This window comes from Roseateles sp. (assembly GCF_031397715.1).
In the GTDB taxonomy this organism is placed as follows: Bacteria; Pseudomonadota; Gammaproteobacteria; order Burkholderiales; family Burkholderiaceae_C; genus Paucibacter_A.
The window spans coordinates 1-17228 of record NZ_JANNMI010000396.1; the positions used below are offsets into that span (position 1 = coordinate 1).

Annotated in this window: 16 protein-coding genes; 5 read left to right on the top strand and 11 right to left on the bottom strand. The window is 62.6% G+C overall.

The features are described 5' to 3' along the window. Window positions 1-1099 (top strand): ABC transporter permease (locus RMO57_RS17150; protein ID WP_310388678.1); only part of this gene is annotated, 1099 nt, incomplete at its 5' end. Window positions 1100-1139: 40 nt separating this feature from the next. On the opposite strand, the gene RMO57_RS17155 is transcribed toward RMO57_RS17150, so the two are convergent. The 7 genes from RMO57_RS17155 to RMO57_RS17185 form a co-directional block, all read right to left on the bottom strand. Then, entirely contained in the window at window positions 1140-3203 is a 2064-nt protein-coding gene (locus RMO57_RS17155; protein ID WP_310388680.1) for a methyl-accepting chemotaxis protein, read from the bottom strand. A 40-nt stretch (window positions 3204-3243) separates the two neighbouring features. Continuing rightward, entirely contained in the window at window positions 3244-5370 is a 2127-nt protein-coding gene (locus tag RMO57_RS17160; protein ID WP_310388682.1) for a methyl-accepting chemotaxis protein, read from the bottom strand. Window positions 5371-5491: 121 nt separating this feature from the next. Further along, window positions 5492-5965: a chemotaxis protein CheW gene (locus RMO57_RS17165; RefSeq protein ID WP_310388708.1), complete on the bottom strand. Its 474-nt coding sequence runs from the start codon at window positions 5963-5965 to the stop codon at window positions 5492-5494. Window positions 5966-6090: 125 nt separating this feature from the next. Beyond that, window positions 6091-7647 (bottom strand): methyl-accepting chemotaxis protein, encoded by a 1557-nt coding sequence (locus RMO57_RS17170; protein WP_310388684.1) that lies wholly within the window; start codon window positions 7645-7647, stop codon window positions 6091-6093. A gap of 34 nt (window positions 7648-7681) precedes the next feature. Further along, window positions 7682-9805 (bottom strand): chemotaxis protein CheA, encoded by a 2124-nt coding sequence (locus RMO57_RS17175; RefSeq protein WP_310388686.1) that lies wholly within the window; start codon window positions 9803-9805, stop codon window positions 7682-7684. Between the two features lie 25 nt (window positions 9806-9830). Continuing rightward, on the bottom strand, window positions 9831-10193 hold the full coding sequence (locus tag RMO57_RS17180) for a response regulator (RefSeq protein ID WP_263531893.1): 363 nt from the start codon (window positions 10191-10193) through the stop codon (window positions 9831-9833). Window positions 10194-10242: 49 nt separating this feature from the next. After that, on the bottom strand, window positions 10243-10704 hold the full coding sequence (locus RMO57_RS17185) for a hypothetical protein (protein ID WP_414896451.1): 462 nt from the start codon (window positions 10702-10704) through the stop codon (window positions 10243-10245). 287 nt (window positions 10705-10991) lie between these two features. Between RMO57_RS17185 and RMO57_RS17190 the strand changes: the two genes are divergently transcribed. The 3 genes from RMO57_RS17190 to RMO57_RS17200 all read left to right on the top strand — a co-directional run bounded on the left by RMO57_RS17190 (window position 10992) and on the right by RMO57_RS17200 (window position 13094). After that, entirely contained in the window at window positions 10992-12158 is a 1167-nt protein-coding gene (locus RMO57_RS17190; RefSeq protein ID WP_310388693.1) for a response regulator, read from the top strand. Next, a complete protein-coding gene (locus tag RMO57_RS17195; protein WP_310388695.1) occupies window positions 12155-12802 on the top strand; it encodes a response regulator transcription factor in 648 nt (215 codons plus the stop codon). The genes RMO57_RS17190 and RMO57_RS17195 overlap by 4 nt, the downstream gene beginning before the upstream one ends. Window positions 12803-12953: 151 nt before the next feature. Then, the gene (locus tag RMO57_RS17200) at window positions 12954-13094 is read left to right on the top strand and encodes a hypothetical protein (protein ID WP_310388696.1); all 141 of its coding nucleotides are present in this window, start codon (window positions 12954-12956) and stop codon (window positions 13092-13094) included. A gap of 163 nt (window positions 13095-13257) precedes the next feature. Here RMO57_RS17200 and RMO57_RS17205 read toward each other — a convergent pair whose 3' ends face one another. The 3 genes from RMO57_RS17205 to RMO57_RS17215 all read right to left on the bottom strand — a co-directional run bounded on the left by RMO57_RS17205 (window position 13258) and on the right by RMO57_RS17215 (window position 15605). After that, complete coding sequence (locus RMO57_RS17205) at window positions 13258-13548, bottom strand: late competence development ComFB family protein (protein ID WP_310388698.1); 291 nt, start codon at window positions 13546-13548, stop codon at window positions 13258-13260. 98 nt (window positions 13549-13646) lie between these two features. Next, the gene (gene nadA, locus RMO57_RS17210; RefSeq protein ID WP_310388700.1) at window positions 13647-14753 is read right to left on the bottom strand and encodes a quinolinate synthase NadA; all 1107 of its coding nucleotides are present in this window, start codon (window positions 14751-14753) and stop codon (window positions 13647-13649) included. 30 nt (window positions 14754-14783) lie between these two features. Beyond that, window positions 14784-15605, bottom strand: coding sequence for a helix-turn-helix transcriptional regulator (locus RMO57_RS17215; RefSeq protein WP_310388702.1), 822 nt, complete (start codon window positions 15603-15605; stop codon window positions 14784-14786). Window positions 15606-15684: 79 nt separating this feature from the next. Between RMO57_RS17215 and RMO57_RS17220 the strand changes: the two genes are divergently transcribed. Continuing rightward, the gene (locus RMO57_RS17220; protein ID WP_310388704.1) at window positions 15685-16917 is read left to right on the top strand and encodes an MFS transporter; all 1233 of its coding nucleotides are present in this window, start codon (window positions 15685-15687) and stop codon (window positions 16915-16917) included. A gap of 2 nt (window positions 16918-16919) precedes the next feature. Here RMO57_RS17220 and RMO57_RS17225 read toward each other — a convergent pair. Continuing rightward, window positions 16920-17228, bottom strand: a 309-nt coding sequence (locus tag RMO57_RS17225) for a GNAT family N-acetyltransferase (RefSeq protein ID WP_310388706.1), incomplete at its 5' end; no start/stop codon positions are given.

Sequence of the window (17228 nt, forward strand, 5' to 3'; positions counted from 1 at the left end):
GCCAGGTTTTGCGGTGGTGCAGGTGTCGTCGTTGGCCGTGGGCCTGCTGGCGCTGGCCTTGCTGGTGCTGTTGCGCATGGACTTGATCGACAGCTGGCGGCAGGCCACGCCGGCCAACGGGCCGGACCGATTCGTCATCAATATTCAACCCGATCAGGCCGAGGCCTTCGAGGCGCGTTTGAGCGCGGCCGGGGTGGCCCAGCATGACTTCTACCCGATGATTCGGGGCCGCCTGCTGGCCATCAACGGCCAGCCGGTGCAAGCGCAGAAGTTCACCGATGAGCGCGCACAGCGCCTGGCCGAGCGCGAGTTCAATTTGAGCCACTCGAAGCAGCTGCCCGCCCGCAACCAAGTCGTGGCGGGCGCCTGGGTCGATGATGATGCCGCGGGTTTGAGCGTGGAGGAGGGCTTGGCCAAGTCGCTCGGTTTGCGCCTTGGCGACCGCATGCAGTTTGACGTGGCGGGCACGTTGGTGGAAGGGCGCATCAGCAGCCTGCGCAAGGTCGACTGGGCCTCGATGCGGGTCAACTTCTTCGTGATTTTTCCGCGCGCGGCGATGCCTGAGATGCCGCGCACCTTTGTCGCGGCTTTTCAAGCGCCCAAGCTCGGCACTTTGGACCGCGAGCTGACGCGGGAGTTTCCGAATCTGACCGTGATCGATGTATCAGCACAACTCAATCAGGTGCAGTCGGTGCTGAACCAGGTGATTCAGGCGGTGCAGTATTTGTTCGTGTTCTCGCTGGCCACCGGCTTGGTGGTCTTGCTGGCCAGCGTCAACAGCAGCCGCGATGCGCGCACGCGCGAATTTGCCTTGATGCGGGCCTTGGGCGCGAGCTCGGGGCTGCTGGGTCAGGTGCAGCGGGCGGAGCTGCTGGGCATCGGCTCACTGGCGGGTTTCTTGGCCGGCTCGGTCGCCCTGGTCTTGAGTGGCGTGCTGGCGCACTATGTGTTTGGCTTCGACTGGAAAATCAATTTCTGGGTGCCCTTGATTACCCTGGCCGCCGGCGCCGTCTTGGCGCTGCTGGCCGGCTGGTGGAGCTTGCGCGGCGTGCTCACGCGCCCGGTGACGCAAACGCTGCGCGAAGCCGATACCCAATAAAAAGCGGGCCCTGGAGGTCCTCGGCCCGTTTTTGTGCCGGCTAGAACGATTGCCAATCGTCGCTGTCGTCCACCGCAGGTGCGGCCGGAGCGCGTGCCGGGCTGGCGCTGGCACTGGCACTGGCACGGACGGCCGCTGTTGGCGCCGGCGTCGGGGCAACTCGGGTTGAAGCGGCCGGCCGGCTCGCAGCTTTGGACGGGGCAGGCCGCGGGCTTGGCTTGAACGAGTTGCTCGTCGTTTTCGGCCCTGCATGGCTTTTCGGCGCGGGCGTTGGTGTGTAGCCATGCGCCCGTTGGCCGTCCTGACTGGAGAGCTTGAAGACCGACACGACTTCGGTCAAACGCTGAGCCTGATCCTTCAAGCTTTCGGCGGCGGCCGCTGATTCTTCCACCAAGGCGGCGTTTTGCTGGGTCATCTTGTCGAGCTGCACCACCGCGCCGTTGACCTGACCGATGCCGTCGCTCTGTTCGGTGGAGGCGGCCGTGATCTCGCCGATGATGTCGGTCACCCGCTGCACGCTGGCCACAATATCGTTCATCGAGTGGCCGGCTTCTTCAACCAGGCGGGTGCCAACCTCCACGCGGTCAACGCTGGCACCGATCAGCCCCTTGATCTCTTTGGCGGCCTCGGCGCTGCGCTGCGCCAGCGAGCGCACTTCGCTCGCGACGACGGCAAAGCCGCGCCCTTGCTCACCCGCTCTGGCCGCCTCAACCGCAGCGTTCAGCGCCAGGATATTGGTCTGGAAGGCGATGCCGTCAATCACGCCGATGATGTCGCTGATCTTCTTCGAGCTGGTGTTGATCTCGTCCATGGTGGTGACCACCTGGCTGACCACGCCTCCGCCCTTGGCCGCTGCCGCGGAAGCCGACGAAGCCAGTTGATTGGCGGTCTGCGCCGCGTCGGCGGTCTGCCTGACCGTGCTGGTCAAGGTCTCCATCGACGAGGCGGCTTCCTCCAAATTGGCGGCCGTTTGTTCGGTGCGTTGCGACAGATCCTGCGCGCCTAGCGCAATCTCGCTCGACGCGGTGGTGATCGAGTTGCTGGCCGCTCTGACGTCCAGCAAGATGTCTTGAATCTTCTTTGCGAACAGGTTGAAGGCGGTCGCGATGCGGGCGATTTCGTCCTTGCCGTGTTCGGGCAAGCGCTGGGTCAAGTCGCCACCACCGGCACTGATTTCGTCGAGCGCCGCTTGCACCCGGGTGAGGCCGCGCAGCATTGTGGTGATCATGGTCGCCATCAACGCGCCGGCTACAGCAATCACCAGCAGCAAGACCAAGGCCGAGGTGCGCAAGAGGGACTTGAGAGAGGCCAAGGCCTCGCTCTTGTCGGCCGCCACCACCAATGTCCAATCGGTGTTGGGAATGCTCATGCCGCGCATCAAGTAGTCTTGCTCGCCGACATGCACATCGACCCAAGCACCACCTGCTTCCCGGGCCAGTTTGATCGCCTTGTCGTCCAACTCTGGCGACAGGGTGCTGAGGGGCTTTTGCGTTAGCTTGGTGTCGGGGTGGGCGACGATATCGCCCTTGTTCGAGACCAAAAAAGCGAAGCCGTTCGGGGTCGGCTTGATCGCCTTGACGGTATTTGAGACGTCATTCAAAAAGACATCGGTGGCCACCACGGCCTTGACTTGGCCACCTTCCTTGACGGCCATAGCAAAGGTCACGACCAGCATATTGCGGGCTGCATCCAAATAGGGTTCGGTCAGAATGGCGCCGCTGGCTGCCGCTGCTTGGGTAAACCACGGGCGCCCGGTCGGGTCGTAGTCCGGTGGCAAATTCTGCGGTGAGTTGAAGAAGATCCGCTTGTCTGGAAAAGCGATATAGGCATCCAAGCTGCCGGATTTGGCTGCTTGCACCAAGAAAGGTATCGGTTCTGCTTGCTGCGCCACCGGCACCAGCGAGACCACGATATCGCGCTGAAAACGCATCCACTGATTAATGGTGGCGGCTTGATTTGAGGCCAAGGTGTCGAGGTCCCGCAGGACTTGGCTCTGCGAATGGTTGCGCACGACGACATAGTTGGCGGCCGTCGCGATGCACAACCCCAGTACCAACAAAGCGATGCAAAGCCCAATCAAACGGGTCTTGATGGAATCAAACATGAACACTCCTCAGAGGTAGGCTGATGAATAGGTCAGCAGCTCAGAAACTTTCCCACTCGCTCTCACTGGGGGCAGGGGGCGGCGCTGCGGCCGGTTTGGCGCGCACCGCAGGGGGTGCCCGTCTTGCGGATGGTGAGGCTGCTGAAGGGGCTGCTGAAGGGGCCGGCGCTGCCTTTTTGGCCAATGCGCTCGGCGCGCTAGGCTTGGCTGGCTTGGCAGGCCTGAATGCAGGTGCGGCGCCGGGGGGCTGGGCCAAATGGAAGACGGACACCGCCTCGACCAGTCGTTGTGCTTGATCCTTCAGGCTCTCGGCCGCTGCTGCTGACTCCTCCACCAAGGCGGCGTTTTGCTGCGTCATCTGGTCCAGCTGCGTCACCGATTGGTTGACTTGGCCAATGCCGTCGCTTTGTTCGCTGGCCGCGGCCGTGATCTCACCGATGATGTCTTGCACGCGCTGCACGCTGGAGACAATTTCCGCCATCGAGCTGCCAGCGTCTTGCACCAGGCGTGAGCCCATTTCGACCCGCTCGACGCTGGCGCCAATCAAGGTTTTGATTTCCTTCGCCGCCGCTGCGCTGCGCTGCGCCAGGGAGCGCACCTCGCTGGCCACCACGGCGAAGCCGCGGCCTTGTTCGCCGGCGCGGGCGGCCTCAACGGCCGCGTTCAGCGCCAAGATATTGGTCTGGAAGGCGATGCCGTCAATCACGCCGATGATGTCATTGATCTTGCGTGAGCTGGTGTTGATGTCGTCCATGGTGGCGACCACTTGGCCGACCACCTGACCGCCCTTGGCCGCAGCGCCAGCGGCCGAGATCACCAGCTGGTTGGCGGTACGGGCCGAGTCGGCGGTTTGCTTGACCGTGCCGGTCAGCTCGGTCATGGAGGAGGAAGCAAGCTGCAAATTCGTGGCGGTCTGCTCGGTGCGCTGGCTCAAGTCTTGGTTGCCGGTGGCGATCTCGGCGCTGGCCGTGCCGATCGAGTCGACCGACAGGCGCACAGTGCCGATGGTGTCGGCCAAACGCTCGCGCATGGCCTCGGTTTGCTGGATCAACAAGCCGATTTCGTCATCACGCGTACTGACGACCGACTGGGTGAGATCACCCTGGGCAATCGCGCTGACGGCATTGGTCAGCGCGCCCAGCGGCTTGGCGACCCAACTGCGCATCATCCAGAACAGGCCCAGGCCAAGGCCCACCGTGGCGAGCGTCAGCATGATCCAAAACGGTACCAAGGTGGCCCAGTGCGAGGCCATCGCTTCGCTTCTGGATACCTGCGCCACCACCCACATGCCGGTTTTGTCGCTCTTGCGCAAAACCGCAAAATTGTCGTCCCGCGGCGTGGCCAGCACATTCGGGAAGTTGGCCACATAGCCGTCGCTGCTGGCGGCGAGTTCGGCCAAGGCTTTGTCCAGCCCGGGCATGAAGTCGGCGACCCGTTTGCCCTTGGCCGTCGGGTGCGCGGCAAAGCTTGCCTGGGACAAATCCTTGCCCGCCGCGACCACAAAAGTGCCACCACTGTCGAAGAACTTGGCATTCGCGCTCAGGCCCGCCATCGCCACTTCGAACGCATCCAAATCGAAGCCGACGAAGAGCAGGCCGATCAGCTTGCCGTCGTCGCCCTTGATGGGCTCGTAATGGGTCATGTAGGCGCGACCAAACAGCACCGCGCGGCCCGAAAATGGCTTGCCCGCCTTGACCGTGGCAAAAGCCGGGTGCTCTTTGCCCAGCAGGGTGCCGATCGCGCGTTCGCCCTTGGCGTTCTTCAGCGAGGTGGTGATGCGCTCAAAGTCGTCACCCTTGGCGGCGAAGACTGTCGCCACCCCGCCGGTCGCGCCGGCAAACTTGTCGACCTGGGTGAAGTTGCCGTTCAACTTCGGGCCCCAGTCCCGCAACTCTCCGGTGGCCTCATCCAGTGTGAAGCTGGGACCAAACTCTTGCCGCAGAGAACCGAAGTTACGTTCCACCAAGATGCGCGAGGACTCGTCCATCGCGTGCATCGAGTCAATCAGAGATTGGGCCTTGTCACCGACCCAAGTCAGTACGCGGTGGTTGGCATCACGGGTCAACATCACGCTGACGATGCCGCTGACGGTGAGCAGCACCACGGCCAGGGTGATGCCGCCGATGGTCGACACGCGCCGTGCGATCGAGGTGGACTTGGGCGTCATAGCGTGTGAGCTCCCGAATTTCGATCAATGCAGCAAACCGAGTCAGCTCGCCGTGATTGTTAGGTTTGGCCTGCCGCCGTTGACAGGGCTTGCTTTTGAGAAGCAGGCTGACAGGCCCGACTTACGCCCTCAGCGAGTCCATCAAGCCCATGTCGGCGCTGCTCATCAGGCCTTCGATGTCCATCAGAATCAGCATCCGGTCGTTGACGGTGCCGATGCCGGTGATGAAGCTGGTGTCCACCGAAGTGGAACTGAGCTCGGGCGCCGGGCGAATCGCATCGCGATTCAACTCCAGCACATCGGAGACCGAGTCAACCACGGCGCCGACCACGCGGTTGCGAACATTCAGCACGATGACGACCGTGAAGCTGTTGTATTCGGCGCTGGGGCAACCGAGTTTCAGTCGCAGATCGACGATGGGCACGATCACGCCGCGCAGATTGACCACGCCCTTGATGAAGTCGGGCGCGTTGGCGATGCGGGTGGGCGGCTCGTAAGAGCGGATCTCCTGCACCTTCAGAATGTCAATGCCGTATTCCTCGGCCCCCAGACGGAAGGTCAAAAACTCACCACTGGCAGGGCCGTGGTTCTTCATCGCCAGGCTACCGGCTTCTTGACGCAGGGCCGGAACGTTGTCTCGGGTGGTTTCCATGGCTTACCTCGTTATTTGTACGGGATGGATCGGTGCAGAATTGAAGGCGCTGTAAGGGGCTGAAGGCACTAAAAGGATTCCCACTCGCTCTCGGACTGGCTGGGCGCAGCAGCGACTTTGGCTCTGGCTGCAGCGGGTACTTTCGGTGCCGGCGCAGGGGCATGTGGCACAGCATGGCGAGCCGCTGGGGCTGGGCGAGCGCTTGGGCTTGGGTAAGTGCCAGGTCGACCAGCAGCTACCTTTGAAATGGGCTTGGCGGGCGACTTGGCCGGGCCAGGTCGGTAAGCGGAGCCGGCATTGCGAGCCAAAGGTTTCGCCTCTGCGCTGGTTCTGAACTTGCCGACGGCCTCGGTCAACTGTTCGGCCTGGTCCTTCAGGCTTTCCGCTGCCGCGGCCGACTGCTCCACCAAAGCGGCGTTTTGCTGGGTCATTTGATCCAGCTGTACGACCGATTGATTGACTTGCTCGATGCCGTCGCTCTGCTCGCTCGCAGCGGCGGAGATCTCGCCAATGATGTCGGATACACGCTGCACGCTGGACACGATGTCGGTCATTGAGGAGCCGGCCTCTTGAACCAGGCGCGAACCGACTTCAACCCGCTCGACGCTGGCGCCGATCAAGGTCTTGATTTCGCGCGCCGCTTCGGCGCTGCGCTGCGCCAAGGAGCGAACCTCGCTGGCCACCACCGCAAAACCGCGGCCCTGTTCGCCCGCTCGGGCGGCTTCAACCGCTGCATTCAGGGCCAGGATATTGGTTTGGAAGGCAATGCTGTCGATCACGCCGATGATGTCGCTGATCTTCTTCGAGCTGGTGTTGATGTCGTCCATGGTGGCAACCACTTGCCCGACCACCTCACCACCCTTGGCCGCCGCATGCGAGGCCGAGGTGGCGAGTTGATTCGCAGTGCGGGCCGAGTCGGCGGTTTGCCGAACCGTGCCGGTCAGCTGCACCATCGATGAGGCCGCTTGCTGCAAATTGGACGCGGTTTGCTCGGTGCGGTTGGAGAGGTCTTGATTGCCGGAGGCAATCTCAACCGACGCGGTGCGAATGCTGTCCGCCGAGGTGCGCAGCTGACTGACCAGGCTTTGCAAGGCTTGCTGCATATGTTGCAAGGAGCGCATCAGGTGCGACGCTTCGTCCTGACCTTCAATCTGCAAGGAAGACCCGGTCAAATCACCATTGGCGATCGCGTTTGCCAAGGCATCGGCCTGCGCCAGAGGCGTGCAGATGCTCTGCATATTCAATAGCGTCAGCGGCACCACAATGATGGCGCCAAGACTCAACACGATGATGAAGATCATCAAGCTGTTGTCTTGAGCGCCCTTGGCGTGAAGTTGCGAAGCGTCCGCCGTTTGTTTCAGCGTTGAGCGAAGGTCACTGACCAGTTTGTCTTGCTGAGCGCCGCCTTCCTTGGCCGCGCCGCTCTCGACATGTTGAGCCAAAACGCTCGCTTGCTTGGCCAGGGTGGCCGTGTTTTCAACCAGCTGCTGGTTCTGATCGCGCAAGGCGGTCATGCCCAAATATCCCACCCCGCCGACCAGCAGCAGCAGGCCCAAAACCATTGCAATCGCACCAATCATGCGGGTGCGAATGCTGAATTGCCGAATCATCGCGCTCATATTCATTGAAGACTTTCTCAGAAAATTTTTTGGAGTGGCTTTAGTGACGCGAGCGCCGCACCAAGCTACCCACATCGAGAATCAGCGCAACTCGGCCATCGCCCATGATGGTGGCCCCCGACACGTCGGGTACCTTGCGATAGTTGGCTTCGAGGTTTTTCACCACGACTTGTTGCTGGCCGAGCAATTCGTCCACCAGCAAGGCCACGCGCCCGCCTTCGGCTTCCACCACCACCATGATGGTGCTGACATGCTCGAAGTCGAAGCGCGGCACTTGGAAGATGGTCTCCAGGCCGATCACCGGCATGTACTCGTCGCGCACCTCCACGACGCGTCCCGAGCCGGCGACGGTCTTGATGGTGTCGGCCTGCACTTGGAAGGATTCGATCACCGAGGACAGCGGCAGGATGTAGACCTCTTCGCCGACACCCACGCTCATGCCGTCCATGATGGCCAGGGTCAGCGGTAAGCGAACCGAGACCTTCATGCCGTAGCCCTCGGCAGAGTCGATCTCCACCGTGCCGCCCAGCGAGGTGATGTTGCGTTTCACCACGTCCATGCCGACACCGCGCCCGGACACATCGGTGACCTGGTCGGCGGTCGAGAAGCCCGGTGCAAAGATCAGATTCCAGACGTCCGAGTCGCTCATCGAATCGGGCGCGTCGATGCCCTTCTCGCGTGCTTTCTTGATCAGGCGGTTGCGGTTCAAGCCGTTGCCGTCGTCGCGCACTTCGATGACGATGGAGCCGCCCTGATGCGAAGCGACCAAGGTGATGGTGCCATGTTCTGGCTTGCCCTTGGCCAAACGGTCGGCCGGCATCTCGATGCCATGGTCGCAACTGTTTCTAACCAAATGCGTCAGCGGATCGGTGATCTTTTCAACCAAGCTCTTGTCCAGCTCGGTCGACTCACCCTGCGTGACCAGCTCGACCTTCTTGCCCAGCTTGGCAGCCAGGTCGCGCAACATGCGCGGGAAGCGGTTGAACACGATCGACATCGGGATCATCCGAATCGACATCACCGACTCTTGCAGATCGCGGGTGTTGCGCTCCAAATCGGCCAAGCCCGAGGTCAGTTGCTGGTACAGGCCGGGCGCAACGTCGCGGCTGTTCTGCGCCAGCATGGCTTGGGTAATCACCAGCTCACCGACCAAATTGATCAGCTGATCGACCTTCTCGATCGACACCCGCAGGGTTGACTGCTCCATGCCTGCAGCGGGGCCGCTGGCCGGGCGCGGCGCTGCCGCTTGCGCAACCACGGCGGGCTTGCCGGCCTCGGTTTGCACCTTCAATTCACTGGCCGCTGCGCTGCCTTCCGGCAGGCCCGGTGCATTGTCAAAAAAGCCGTAACCGAGCTCAGCCTCAGCGGCCGCCGGCTTGGCTGCGGGCGACCCGGGTGCTCCTTCATGAAAGCCGAAGCCGGGACCGAAAGGCAATAGAAGGACTTGCTCACGGGCGACGTGGAAGGTGAACAAATCAAGCAAGTCACCATCCGAGCTGCTGGTCAGCACCTTGAAGCGACGCACGCCGTCGGCCGCGATGCCACCGTCCAGGGGCTCGATCGTGCCCAGATCGGTGATTTCTTTGAACAGATCGACCAAGTTGTCGGCCAAGCTGAGGTCGGTCAAAGGGCCGACGCGCATTTCAAGTTCACGCACGCCGGGCTTGACGACCGCCGGCTTGCCGGCCTTGGGCGCGGCAGCCGTGGGCGCGGCCGTCGGCGCTGCGGGCGCTTCCTCTTGCTCGCTCTCGACGAAGCCCCGAATGCTGTTCAGCAGCTCGGTGGTATCGACCGCCGCGGCGCCGGAACCCTGGTGGCGGCCCAATTGGGCGCGCAAGGCGTCGCCGGACTGCAACAAGGTGTCGACCATCGGTGAGGTCGGGTTCAGCTCATGGCGGCGCAGCTTGTCCAGCAGCGTCTCCATCTGATGCGTCAACTCGGCAACATCGCTGAAACCAAACGTCGCTGCGCCGCCTTTGATCGAGTGGGCGCAACGAAAAATCGCGTTCAGCTCTTCGTCGTCGGCGGTGTCGATATTCAAGTTGAGCAGCATCTGCTCCATGTTGTCGAGATTTTCACCCGCCTCCTCAAAGAAGACTTGGTAAAACTGGCTCAGGTCGATGCCCGCGCTCAGGCTGGCGCCCTCGGAAGTCATTTCTCCCATGCTTTACTCCAAAGTTGACGACGCTTCACCGGATTACTTTGCCGATCACTTCGATCAGCTTGGCTGGATCAAAGGGCTTCACCAGCCAGCCGGTCGCACCTGCGGCGCGGCCTGCTTGCTTCATCTGATCGCTGGACTCGGTGGTCAGAATCAGGATGGGCGTGGTCTTGAACTTGGGGTTGTCACGCAGCTTCTTGGTCAGGCTGATGCCGTCCATGCGCGGCATGTTCTGGTCGGTCAGAACCAGATCGAAGTCACGCGTTGTGGATTTCTCCAGCGCGTCTTGCCCATCTACTGCTTCAACCACATTGAAGCCAGCGTTTTTGAGCGTGAAAGCGACCATTTGGCGCATTGAGGCCGAATCGTCCACGGCAAGGATTGAGTGCATTGTTGTCTCTCCGGGTATCAAGCTGATTTCGGTAACTATCTGGGCTTCTTTAGAACAATTCGATCGAGCCGGCGTCCATTTCGTCTTGCGTGACCGGGTTGGGTCGCAAGGGCGCCAGTTCCACCACGGCGGCGCCGTCTTCGTCGTCACCAAAGGTGTCGCGAGCCAGTTGGTCCGAGCAGTTGCGCAGGCGCTGGCTGGTGTGCGCAATCAGCTGGGTGGCCATGTCTTGAAACTGCAGGGCCGTGATGGCACCGGCAATGTCTTCGATGACCTTTTTCAAGATGGGGTTGGCGCCGGTGGAATGTTCGCCGGACTGCTGCATCAAGCCGTGGACATGGCTGGAGGCGCTGTAGAAGTGCGTGGAGAGGGCCTCTCCCGCGTCATCCAACAATCGTTGCAGTCGCTCCAAATCATGGGTCACGGTCATCAAGTGATCCTGAAGCTCAGCGGCCGCCAGCAATGGGGACATGCCAGGGTCGAAGGGGTCGATTGATTCATTCATCGGCATCGTTGCTCCATGCTTTATGTTCTCCCTTGGGGGCAAAACCTGGCCCTCAAAAAATAGGGCGGCTTGGGCTCTCAAAGGCGGCCTTTGCTTGCTTGCATCTTCGGCACTTCTGCTGTGCCTGTCGACAAGACAACAGCCACAGAAGCAGGCTATTTCTTGGAATCTACTGATGCGCTCGACAGGAAATCGGGGTTTACCCTTTTTTTGATGCGTAGGCAATGCAAACTTGCCAATGAGACGGCATGCCGGGGCGCAAGCTTCACGCAATGCCTGCATACTTCCTCCCCATGCCGATGCCAACCGCCGAGCGCCTGCTGCGCGTACTCCATATCGAAGACTCCGAGCTGGATCATCAGCTGATCATGGCGCAGCTGCGCCGTGCCGGTTTGAAGATAGAGCTGGAGAGGATAGACAGCTTGGCCGAAGTCAGCCGCGCGTTGACTCAGCCTTGGGACGCGCTGATTTCGGACTACAACCTGCCGGGGTTTTCGGGTTTGGTGGTGCTGGATATGTTGAAGGCCAGCAAGCGGCTGCTGCCCTTCATCTTGGTATCGGGTGAGATTGGTGAGGACACCGCTGTGGCCGCGATGCGCACCGGCGCTTCCGACTATTTGCTGAAGAAAGATCTGGCTCGCTTGGCGCCGGCCTTGCTGCATGCGATTGAGGCCTGCGAGTCCGAACGCGCGCGCATCGAAGCGGACGCCGAGTTGATCAAGTCCAAGCAGCGCCTGCATGAATTGGCCGGCCATCTGCAGACCAGCGTCGAGATGGAGCGGGCCGCGATTGCGCGCGAGATTCATGACGATGTGGGGGGCTCGCTGACCGCCTTGAAGTTTGACTTGGCCTGGATTCAACGCCATGCCAAGGATGCGGGTGTGTTGCAGCGCGCCGCGTCGGCGCTGGAGACGGTGACCGGCGCCATCGAGGCCAGCCAGCGCATCATGCAAAACCTGCGGCCGGCTATTCTTGAGCAGGGCCTGGTGGCCGCCGTGCAGTGGATGGCGGCGCGCTTTGAGCGCCGCACCGGCACCGTGGTGACCTTGCGCTGCAGCAGTGAAAACGAAATGCAGCTGCCGGCCGGGGTGCCGCTGGTGGCTTACCGCACGGCGCAAGAGGCGCTCACCAACATCTCCAAACATGCGCATGCCAGCCGGGTAGATATTGATCTGAGCGTTGACTCCGGGGTCTTGACGCTCGAAGTTAGCGACAATGGCGTGGGCATTGCGCCCGGGGCATTGGCCAAGGCGCGCAGCTTTGGTATTCGCGGTCTGCACGAACGCGCCGCAACCGTAGGGGGATGGGTGGACTTGAGCAGCAATAACAAGGGCGTGAGCCTGATACTTTCGGTGCCGCTGCAGATGGAGTCGCTGGACTTCGCCGGCGTCGAAGAGGGGCAACCGCTGGTGCAAGCTGTAGCTGAATCGGGCGCAGCCGCCGGCTGGGTGCAACCATGATCAAGGTTATTCTTTGCGACGACCATGCCTTGATTCGGCGCGGCATCCGTGACACCTTGTCCGATGTGGCCGATATCGAGGTCATCGGCGAGGCCTCCGACTACGGCGAGCTGCGCAGCTTGCTGCGCGACCTGGGCCCGAATGCGGGCATTGATGTGTTGGTGCTCGACATCAATATGCCCGGGCGCAGTGGTTTGGACGTGCTGCATGTGATGAAGGACGAGGGCACCTCGATCCGCACCCTGATCGTGTCGATGTACCCCGAGGATCAATACGCGATCCGCGCGTTGCGTGCGGGGGCATACGGCTATGTCAACAAGGGCGGCGACCCGCAGGTGCTGGTGCAGGCGGTGCGCACGGTGGCGCAAGGGCGCAAGTATGTGACGCCCGAGATCGCCCAGATGTTGGTCGAAAGCCTGACCGCACCGGTCAATGAGCAGGCGCACCAAAAGCTCTCGGACCGGGAGTTGCAGACCTTGGTGATGATTGCTTCGGGCAAGCGCTTGTCCGATATCGCCGAAGAGCTGACCTTGAGCCCGAAGACGGTCAGCGTCTACCGGGCCCGTGTGCTGGAGAAACTGGGCTTGGCCAACAACTCCGAGTTGACCGTGTACGCAATTCGCAACGGCTTGGTTGCAAGTTGAGCCGCGGCCGGCAGGCCTGGTTGTTCCGGCGATCAGTTGCTGCGGTTGGAGGTGGGCAAGTGACCCAGGGCGGCACCTCATTGCTCTGGCATGACTTCATCCCGATCAGACTGGCCGGGTAGTGCTGCTGCAAGCCGGTGTAGGCATTGGTATGCCGAGCCTTGTCCAGCCGGTGCAACGGCCCGCTATTGCGTACAACGCGCGTGCCCAGGGTCAGGTCTTGCTGCGGCAGACGCAGGCTCAGCGTGGTGTTGAGGCTGAACTTGGGCGGGTGCTCTGCGTGTTGGCGTAGCTGCCGCCGAAGCCGCCGTTGTCATAGGCGCGCTGCAGCGGGGCCCGGCGTTCGCAAAGAAACGATCTTTGGTCTACCAGCTGTCGATCCGGCGCCACTGCCCGTTGTCGTTTGACTTTGGCCGGCATTGGCCGCAGGGTAAGTCGGGCCGCAGCCTTTGTCCCTAGTCTTTTGCGCGCAGCGCCAGGCGCGCTTGCACGAAGTTGAATGCATAGCCGACCGACTCGTCGATGGCGGCGTCGATTTCGCGCCGCTCATGCTCGGTCAGGTAGAACAAGAAGTCGACCGCATGGCGGATATAGCGCGGCGGCAGGCGGTTCAGGGCGACGCAGGCCACGTCGCAGAGCAGGTTGCTGTCAGCGGCAATCGCCGGAAACTGCGGCGCCAGCGCCATCACAGCGCTCAGCACCTCGCGTTCATGGTGGTTGTAGATCGAGCTGAAGTCTTGGGTCATTTGGCTAGGCCTCCGTCATAGATTGCCACACGATAAACGTTTCTCGCCTCCGCCGGACCACTGAAAAGCGCCCCTACCACGACCTATTTGCCAGCGGTTCAGGCGGCACCTATGCCGGGCACAAGCCGAGCCGCGGCGGCCGCCTTGGACTTGGCCGTGAAGTCCAACATGCGCTCAATGCAGCCCAGCGCCTTGACGCGTATGCCCTCGTCAATCTCGATCGCGGGCAGGCCACGCTCCAGGCAATCGACCAGACCCTGCAGGCCGTTCATCGCCATCCAGGGGCAATGCGCGCAGCTCTTGCAGGTGGCGCTATTGCCCGCCGTGGGCGCTTCGATCAAGGTTTTGCCGGGGGCTAACTGCCGCATCCGGTGGAGGATGCCGTTGTCGGTGGCGACGATGTATTCCTGCGCCGTGCCTTCCACCACCGCCTTGATCAGCGCCGAGGTCGAGCCCACCACATCGGCCAACGCCACCACGCTTTGCGGCGACTCCGGGTGCACCAGAATCATGGCGCCGGGATGCTGCAAGCGCAGCAGGTCCAGCTCCAGACCTTTGAATTCGTTGTGGACGATGCAGTCCCCGGCCCACATCAGCATGTCGGCGCCGGTCTGGTCCTCTATGTAGCGGCCCTGGTGGCGGTCCGGCGCCCAGAGTATTTTCTTGCCTTGCGCTTTCAAGGCCGAGACGATCTCCAGCGCGCAAGAGCTGGTCACCATCCAGTCGGCGCGCGCCTTGACCGCCGCGCTGGTGTTGGCGTAGACGACCACGCTGCGGTCCGGATGCGCGTCGCAAAAAGCGGCGAACTGATCGGCCGGGCAACCCAGGTCGAGCGAGCAGGTGGCGTCCAGGTCGGGCATCAGCACGCGCTTCTCGGGGCTCAAAATCTTGGCGCTTTCGCCCATGAAGCGCACGCCGGTCACGACCAGGGTGCTGGCCACGTGGTCGCGGCCGAAGCGGGCCATCTCCAGCGAGTCGGACACGCAGCCGCCGGTCTCCAGCGCCAAGTCCTGCAAGTCGCCGTCAACATAGAAATGCGCAACCAGCACCGCGTTCTTGGCTTTGAGCAACTCGGCCGCGCGGGCTTTGAGCGCGAGCTTTTGGTTTGTGCTCAGCGGCGCGGGCGTTTTCGCCCAGGCTTGCGCGGTGCAGCTGAGGCCGGCGCCGTCTTGGCGGGTGTAGTCGAAGAGAACTTGTTGATTCATGGCGAGAATTTTAAGGGGCGAGCGCCAACATCATGCTGCGGCGAAAAATCGGCTCGGCGGCATGCCTACCGTGCGCGTCACCATCGCCGTGAAGGCGCTGGCACTGGCGTAGCCCAGCTCATGCGCAATCAGGCTCATCGGCATCTTGCGGGCGGCCAGGGTCAGCGCTCGGGCCAGCAGAACCTGCGAGCGCCACTGCGCATAGCTGCTGCCCAGCTCATCGCGGAACAGCCGGGACACCGTGCGCGCACTGGCTCCCACCTCGGCCGCCCAGCCGTCCAGATCGGCATGGCGCTGTGGCTCGTCCAACATCGCTTCGCAGAGCCGCCGCAAGCGTTTGTCCTGCGGCAAGTCAACGCCCAGGCGCAGGCTGTTGGCGCGCCGCAATTCGTCCAGCACCAGGCTGGCGATGCAGGCTTCGCGGCTTGGTTCTTGGGCTGCCTCGGGCGAGACGGCCAGTTGCATCACCAACTCGCGCAGCAAGGGCGTCACCTCGATGACGCGGCAGCCCAGCCAGAGCGCGCTGTCGGCCGGTGCTTGATGCAAGTAGACGGTGCGCAGATCGGCGCGCTCCACGGCGGTCACCGCATGCACGATCTCCGGCGCGATCCAAACGGCCCGCGCCGGCGGCACCAGATAGGTGGCGTGTGCGGTGTTGACGCGTACCGCGCCGCTGACCGAAAACACCAGCTGGCCCCAGCTGTGTTGGTGCGCCTGAATGTCGACATCGTGCTCAAGCAGGCGGGCCTTGGCGCGCACCGGTCGCGCGGCACTGGGCGCATAGCGCAGCGGGTCCAGCGGCGGCAGACTGGTACGTCTGGCGCTGGTTCGGGTGGGTGGTTTGCGCGTCATCGAAGGGTTTGGCTTGAATTCGATAGAAATTGTCTATCTATCGTAACCCGGCCTTCCTTGACGCACCTAAAGTTTGGGCATGAACACAGCAACTCTCCCTCTGCAGGCCAGCGAGCAAGCGCGCCGCGACTTTTCCACCATCGGCTTGATCGGCCTGGCCCACGGCAGCTCGCATTTTTTCCACATGCTGTTGCCGCCGCTGTTCCCGGCTTTTATGCAGGACTTTGGCCTCAGCTATGCGCAGCTGGGTTTGTTGGTGACGACCTTTTTCATCATCTCGGGCCTGGGTCAAGCCGTGGCTGGCTTTTTGGTCGACCGCACCGGCGCGCGGCCGGTCTTGTTTCTGGCCATGATTTGTTTTGTGCTGGCGTCGGTGGCGGCGGCGCTGGCGGGCGGCTTTGGCGGCTTGCTGCTGGCGGCGGCGCTGGCGGGTCTGGGCAATGCGCCGTTTCATCCGGCCGACTTCACGATTCTGAACAAGCGTGTTTCGCAGGCCAGGTTAGGCCACGCCTTCTCGGTGCACGGCATCACCGGCAATCTGGGCTGGGCGCTGGCGCCGGTGTTTTCGATTGGCATTGCCGAGGTCACGGGCAACTGGCGTTATGCCTACCTCGGCACCGGCTTGCTGGCTTTGGCGGTCTTGGGGTTGCTGTGGGTCAAACGCGCCGCCATCGACGACAGCCAAGGCCAGTGGTCGCATGACAAAGCGGGCGGATTGAGTGCCCGCGATGAGCACCCGATGGCGTTTTTGCGCCTGCCCTCGGTGTGGTTGTGCTTCTCCTTCTTCTTCTTCGGTACCGCCGCTTTGACGGCGATTCAAAGCTTTGCCAGCCCGGCCCTGACCAGCTTGTACGGCCTGCCTTTGAAGCTGACAGCCTTTGTCGTCACCGGCTATATGCTCAGCGGCGCTGTCGGCATGGTGTTAGGCGGCTTCTGGGTGGCCCGGGGTCTCCGCCTGGAGCGCAATATCACCCTGGGTTTGGCCAGCGCAGCCGCTCTCTTGGCCTTGGCCGCGACCGGCTGGGTGGTGCCGTGGATGGCTGCGGCCGTGGTCGCCCTGGCCGGCTTCGGCACCGGCCTGGCCGGGCCCTCTCGCGATATGTTGATCAAGCGGGCCGCGCCGCCGGGCGCCACCGGCCGGGTTTACGGCACCGTTTATTCGGGTCTGGATTTGGGCTTCGCGCTGGCCGCGCCGATTTTTGGTGCCTTGATGGACCGCGGTCAGCCGGGCGGCGTGTTCTACGGCGCAGCTTTGGCCTTGTTGCTGGCGATAGGAGCGGCGAGCCTGGTGGGTCTAACGCGCAAGCGCTAAGGTCAAACTTGCCAGACCAATTCCTCGTCGCCGTGTTGATCACAGCGGCCGCTAGGCCGCCAGCCCTGTGCGCGGTAAAACCCATGCGATCTGAGCGCGGGGTCGGCGCCGGCCATCAGCCAGATACGCTCGCAGCCGGCCACGGCGTGCAGATGCTGCACGGCGCAGTCCAGCAAGGCGCGCCCCAAACCATGGCCCTCAAAGCCGGCCTGCACGGCCAGCACCAAGACCTCGCCGCTGCGGTCTTGCACGTTACAAAAACCGACCACCTGCGCCTCCTGCACGGCGACCCAGCTGTGGATGTCGCCGGC

Coding starts and splice junctions, on each gene's coding strand:
- RMO57_RS17155 (WP_310388680.1), bottom strand. CDS start 3,203: ATGTTTGATTCCATCAAGACCCGTTTGATTGGGCTTTGCATCGCTTTG.
- RMO57_RS17160 (WP_310388682.1), bottom strand. CDS start 5,370: ATGACGCCCAAGTCCACCTCGATCGCACGGCGCGTGTCGACCATCGGC.
- RMO57_RS17165 (WP_310388708.1), bottom strand. CDS start 5,965: ATGAAGAACCACGGCCCTGCCAGTGGTGAGTTTTTGACCTTCCGTCTG.
- RMO57_RS17170 (WP_310388684.1), bottom strand. CDS start 7,647: ATGAATATGAGCGCGATGATTCGGCAATTCAGCATTCGCACCCGCATG.
- RMO57_RS17175 (WP_310388686.1), bottom strand. CDS start 9,805: ATGGGAGAAATGACTTCCGAGGGCGCCAGCCTGAGCGCGGGCATCGAC.
- RMO57_RS17180 (WP_263531893.1), bottom strand. CDS start 10,193: ATGCACTCAATCCTTGCCGTGGACGATTCGGCCTCAATGCGCCAAATG.
- RMO57_RS17185 (WP_414896451.1), bottom strand. CDS start 10,704: ATGCCGATGAATGAATCAATCGACCCCTTCGACCCTGGCATGTCCCCA.
- RMO57_RS17190 (WP_310388693.1), top strand. CDS start 10,992: ATGCCGATGCCAACCGCCGAGCGCCTGCTGCGCGTACTCCATATCGAA.
- RMO57_RS17195 (WP_310388695.1), top strand. CDS start 12,155: ATGATCAAGGTTATTCTTTGCGACGACCATGCCTTGATTCGGCGCGGC.
- RMO57_RS17200 (WP_310388696.1), top strand. CDS start 12,954: ATGCCGAGCCTTGTCCAGCCGGTGCAACGGCCCGCTATTGCGTACAAC.
- RMO57_RS17205 (WP_310388698.1), bottom strand. CDS start 13,548: ATGACCCAAGACTTCAGCTCGATCTACAACCACCATGAACGCGAGGTG.
- nadA (WP_310388700.1), bottom strand. CDS start 14,753: ATGAATCAACAAGTTCTCTTCGACTACACCCGCCAAGACGGCGCCGGC.
- RMO57_RS17215 (WP_310388702.1), bottom strand. CDS start 15,605: ATGACGCGCAAACCACCCACCCGAACCAGCGCCAGACGTACCAGTCTG.
- RMO57_RS17220 (WP_310388704.1), top strand. CDS start 15,685: ATGAACACAGCAACTCTCCCTCTGCAGGCCAGCGAGCAAGCGCGCCGC.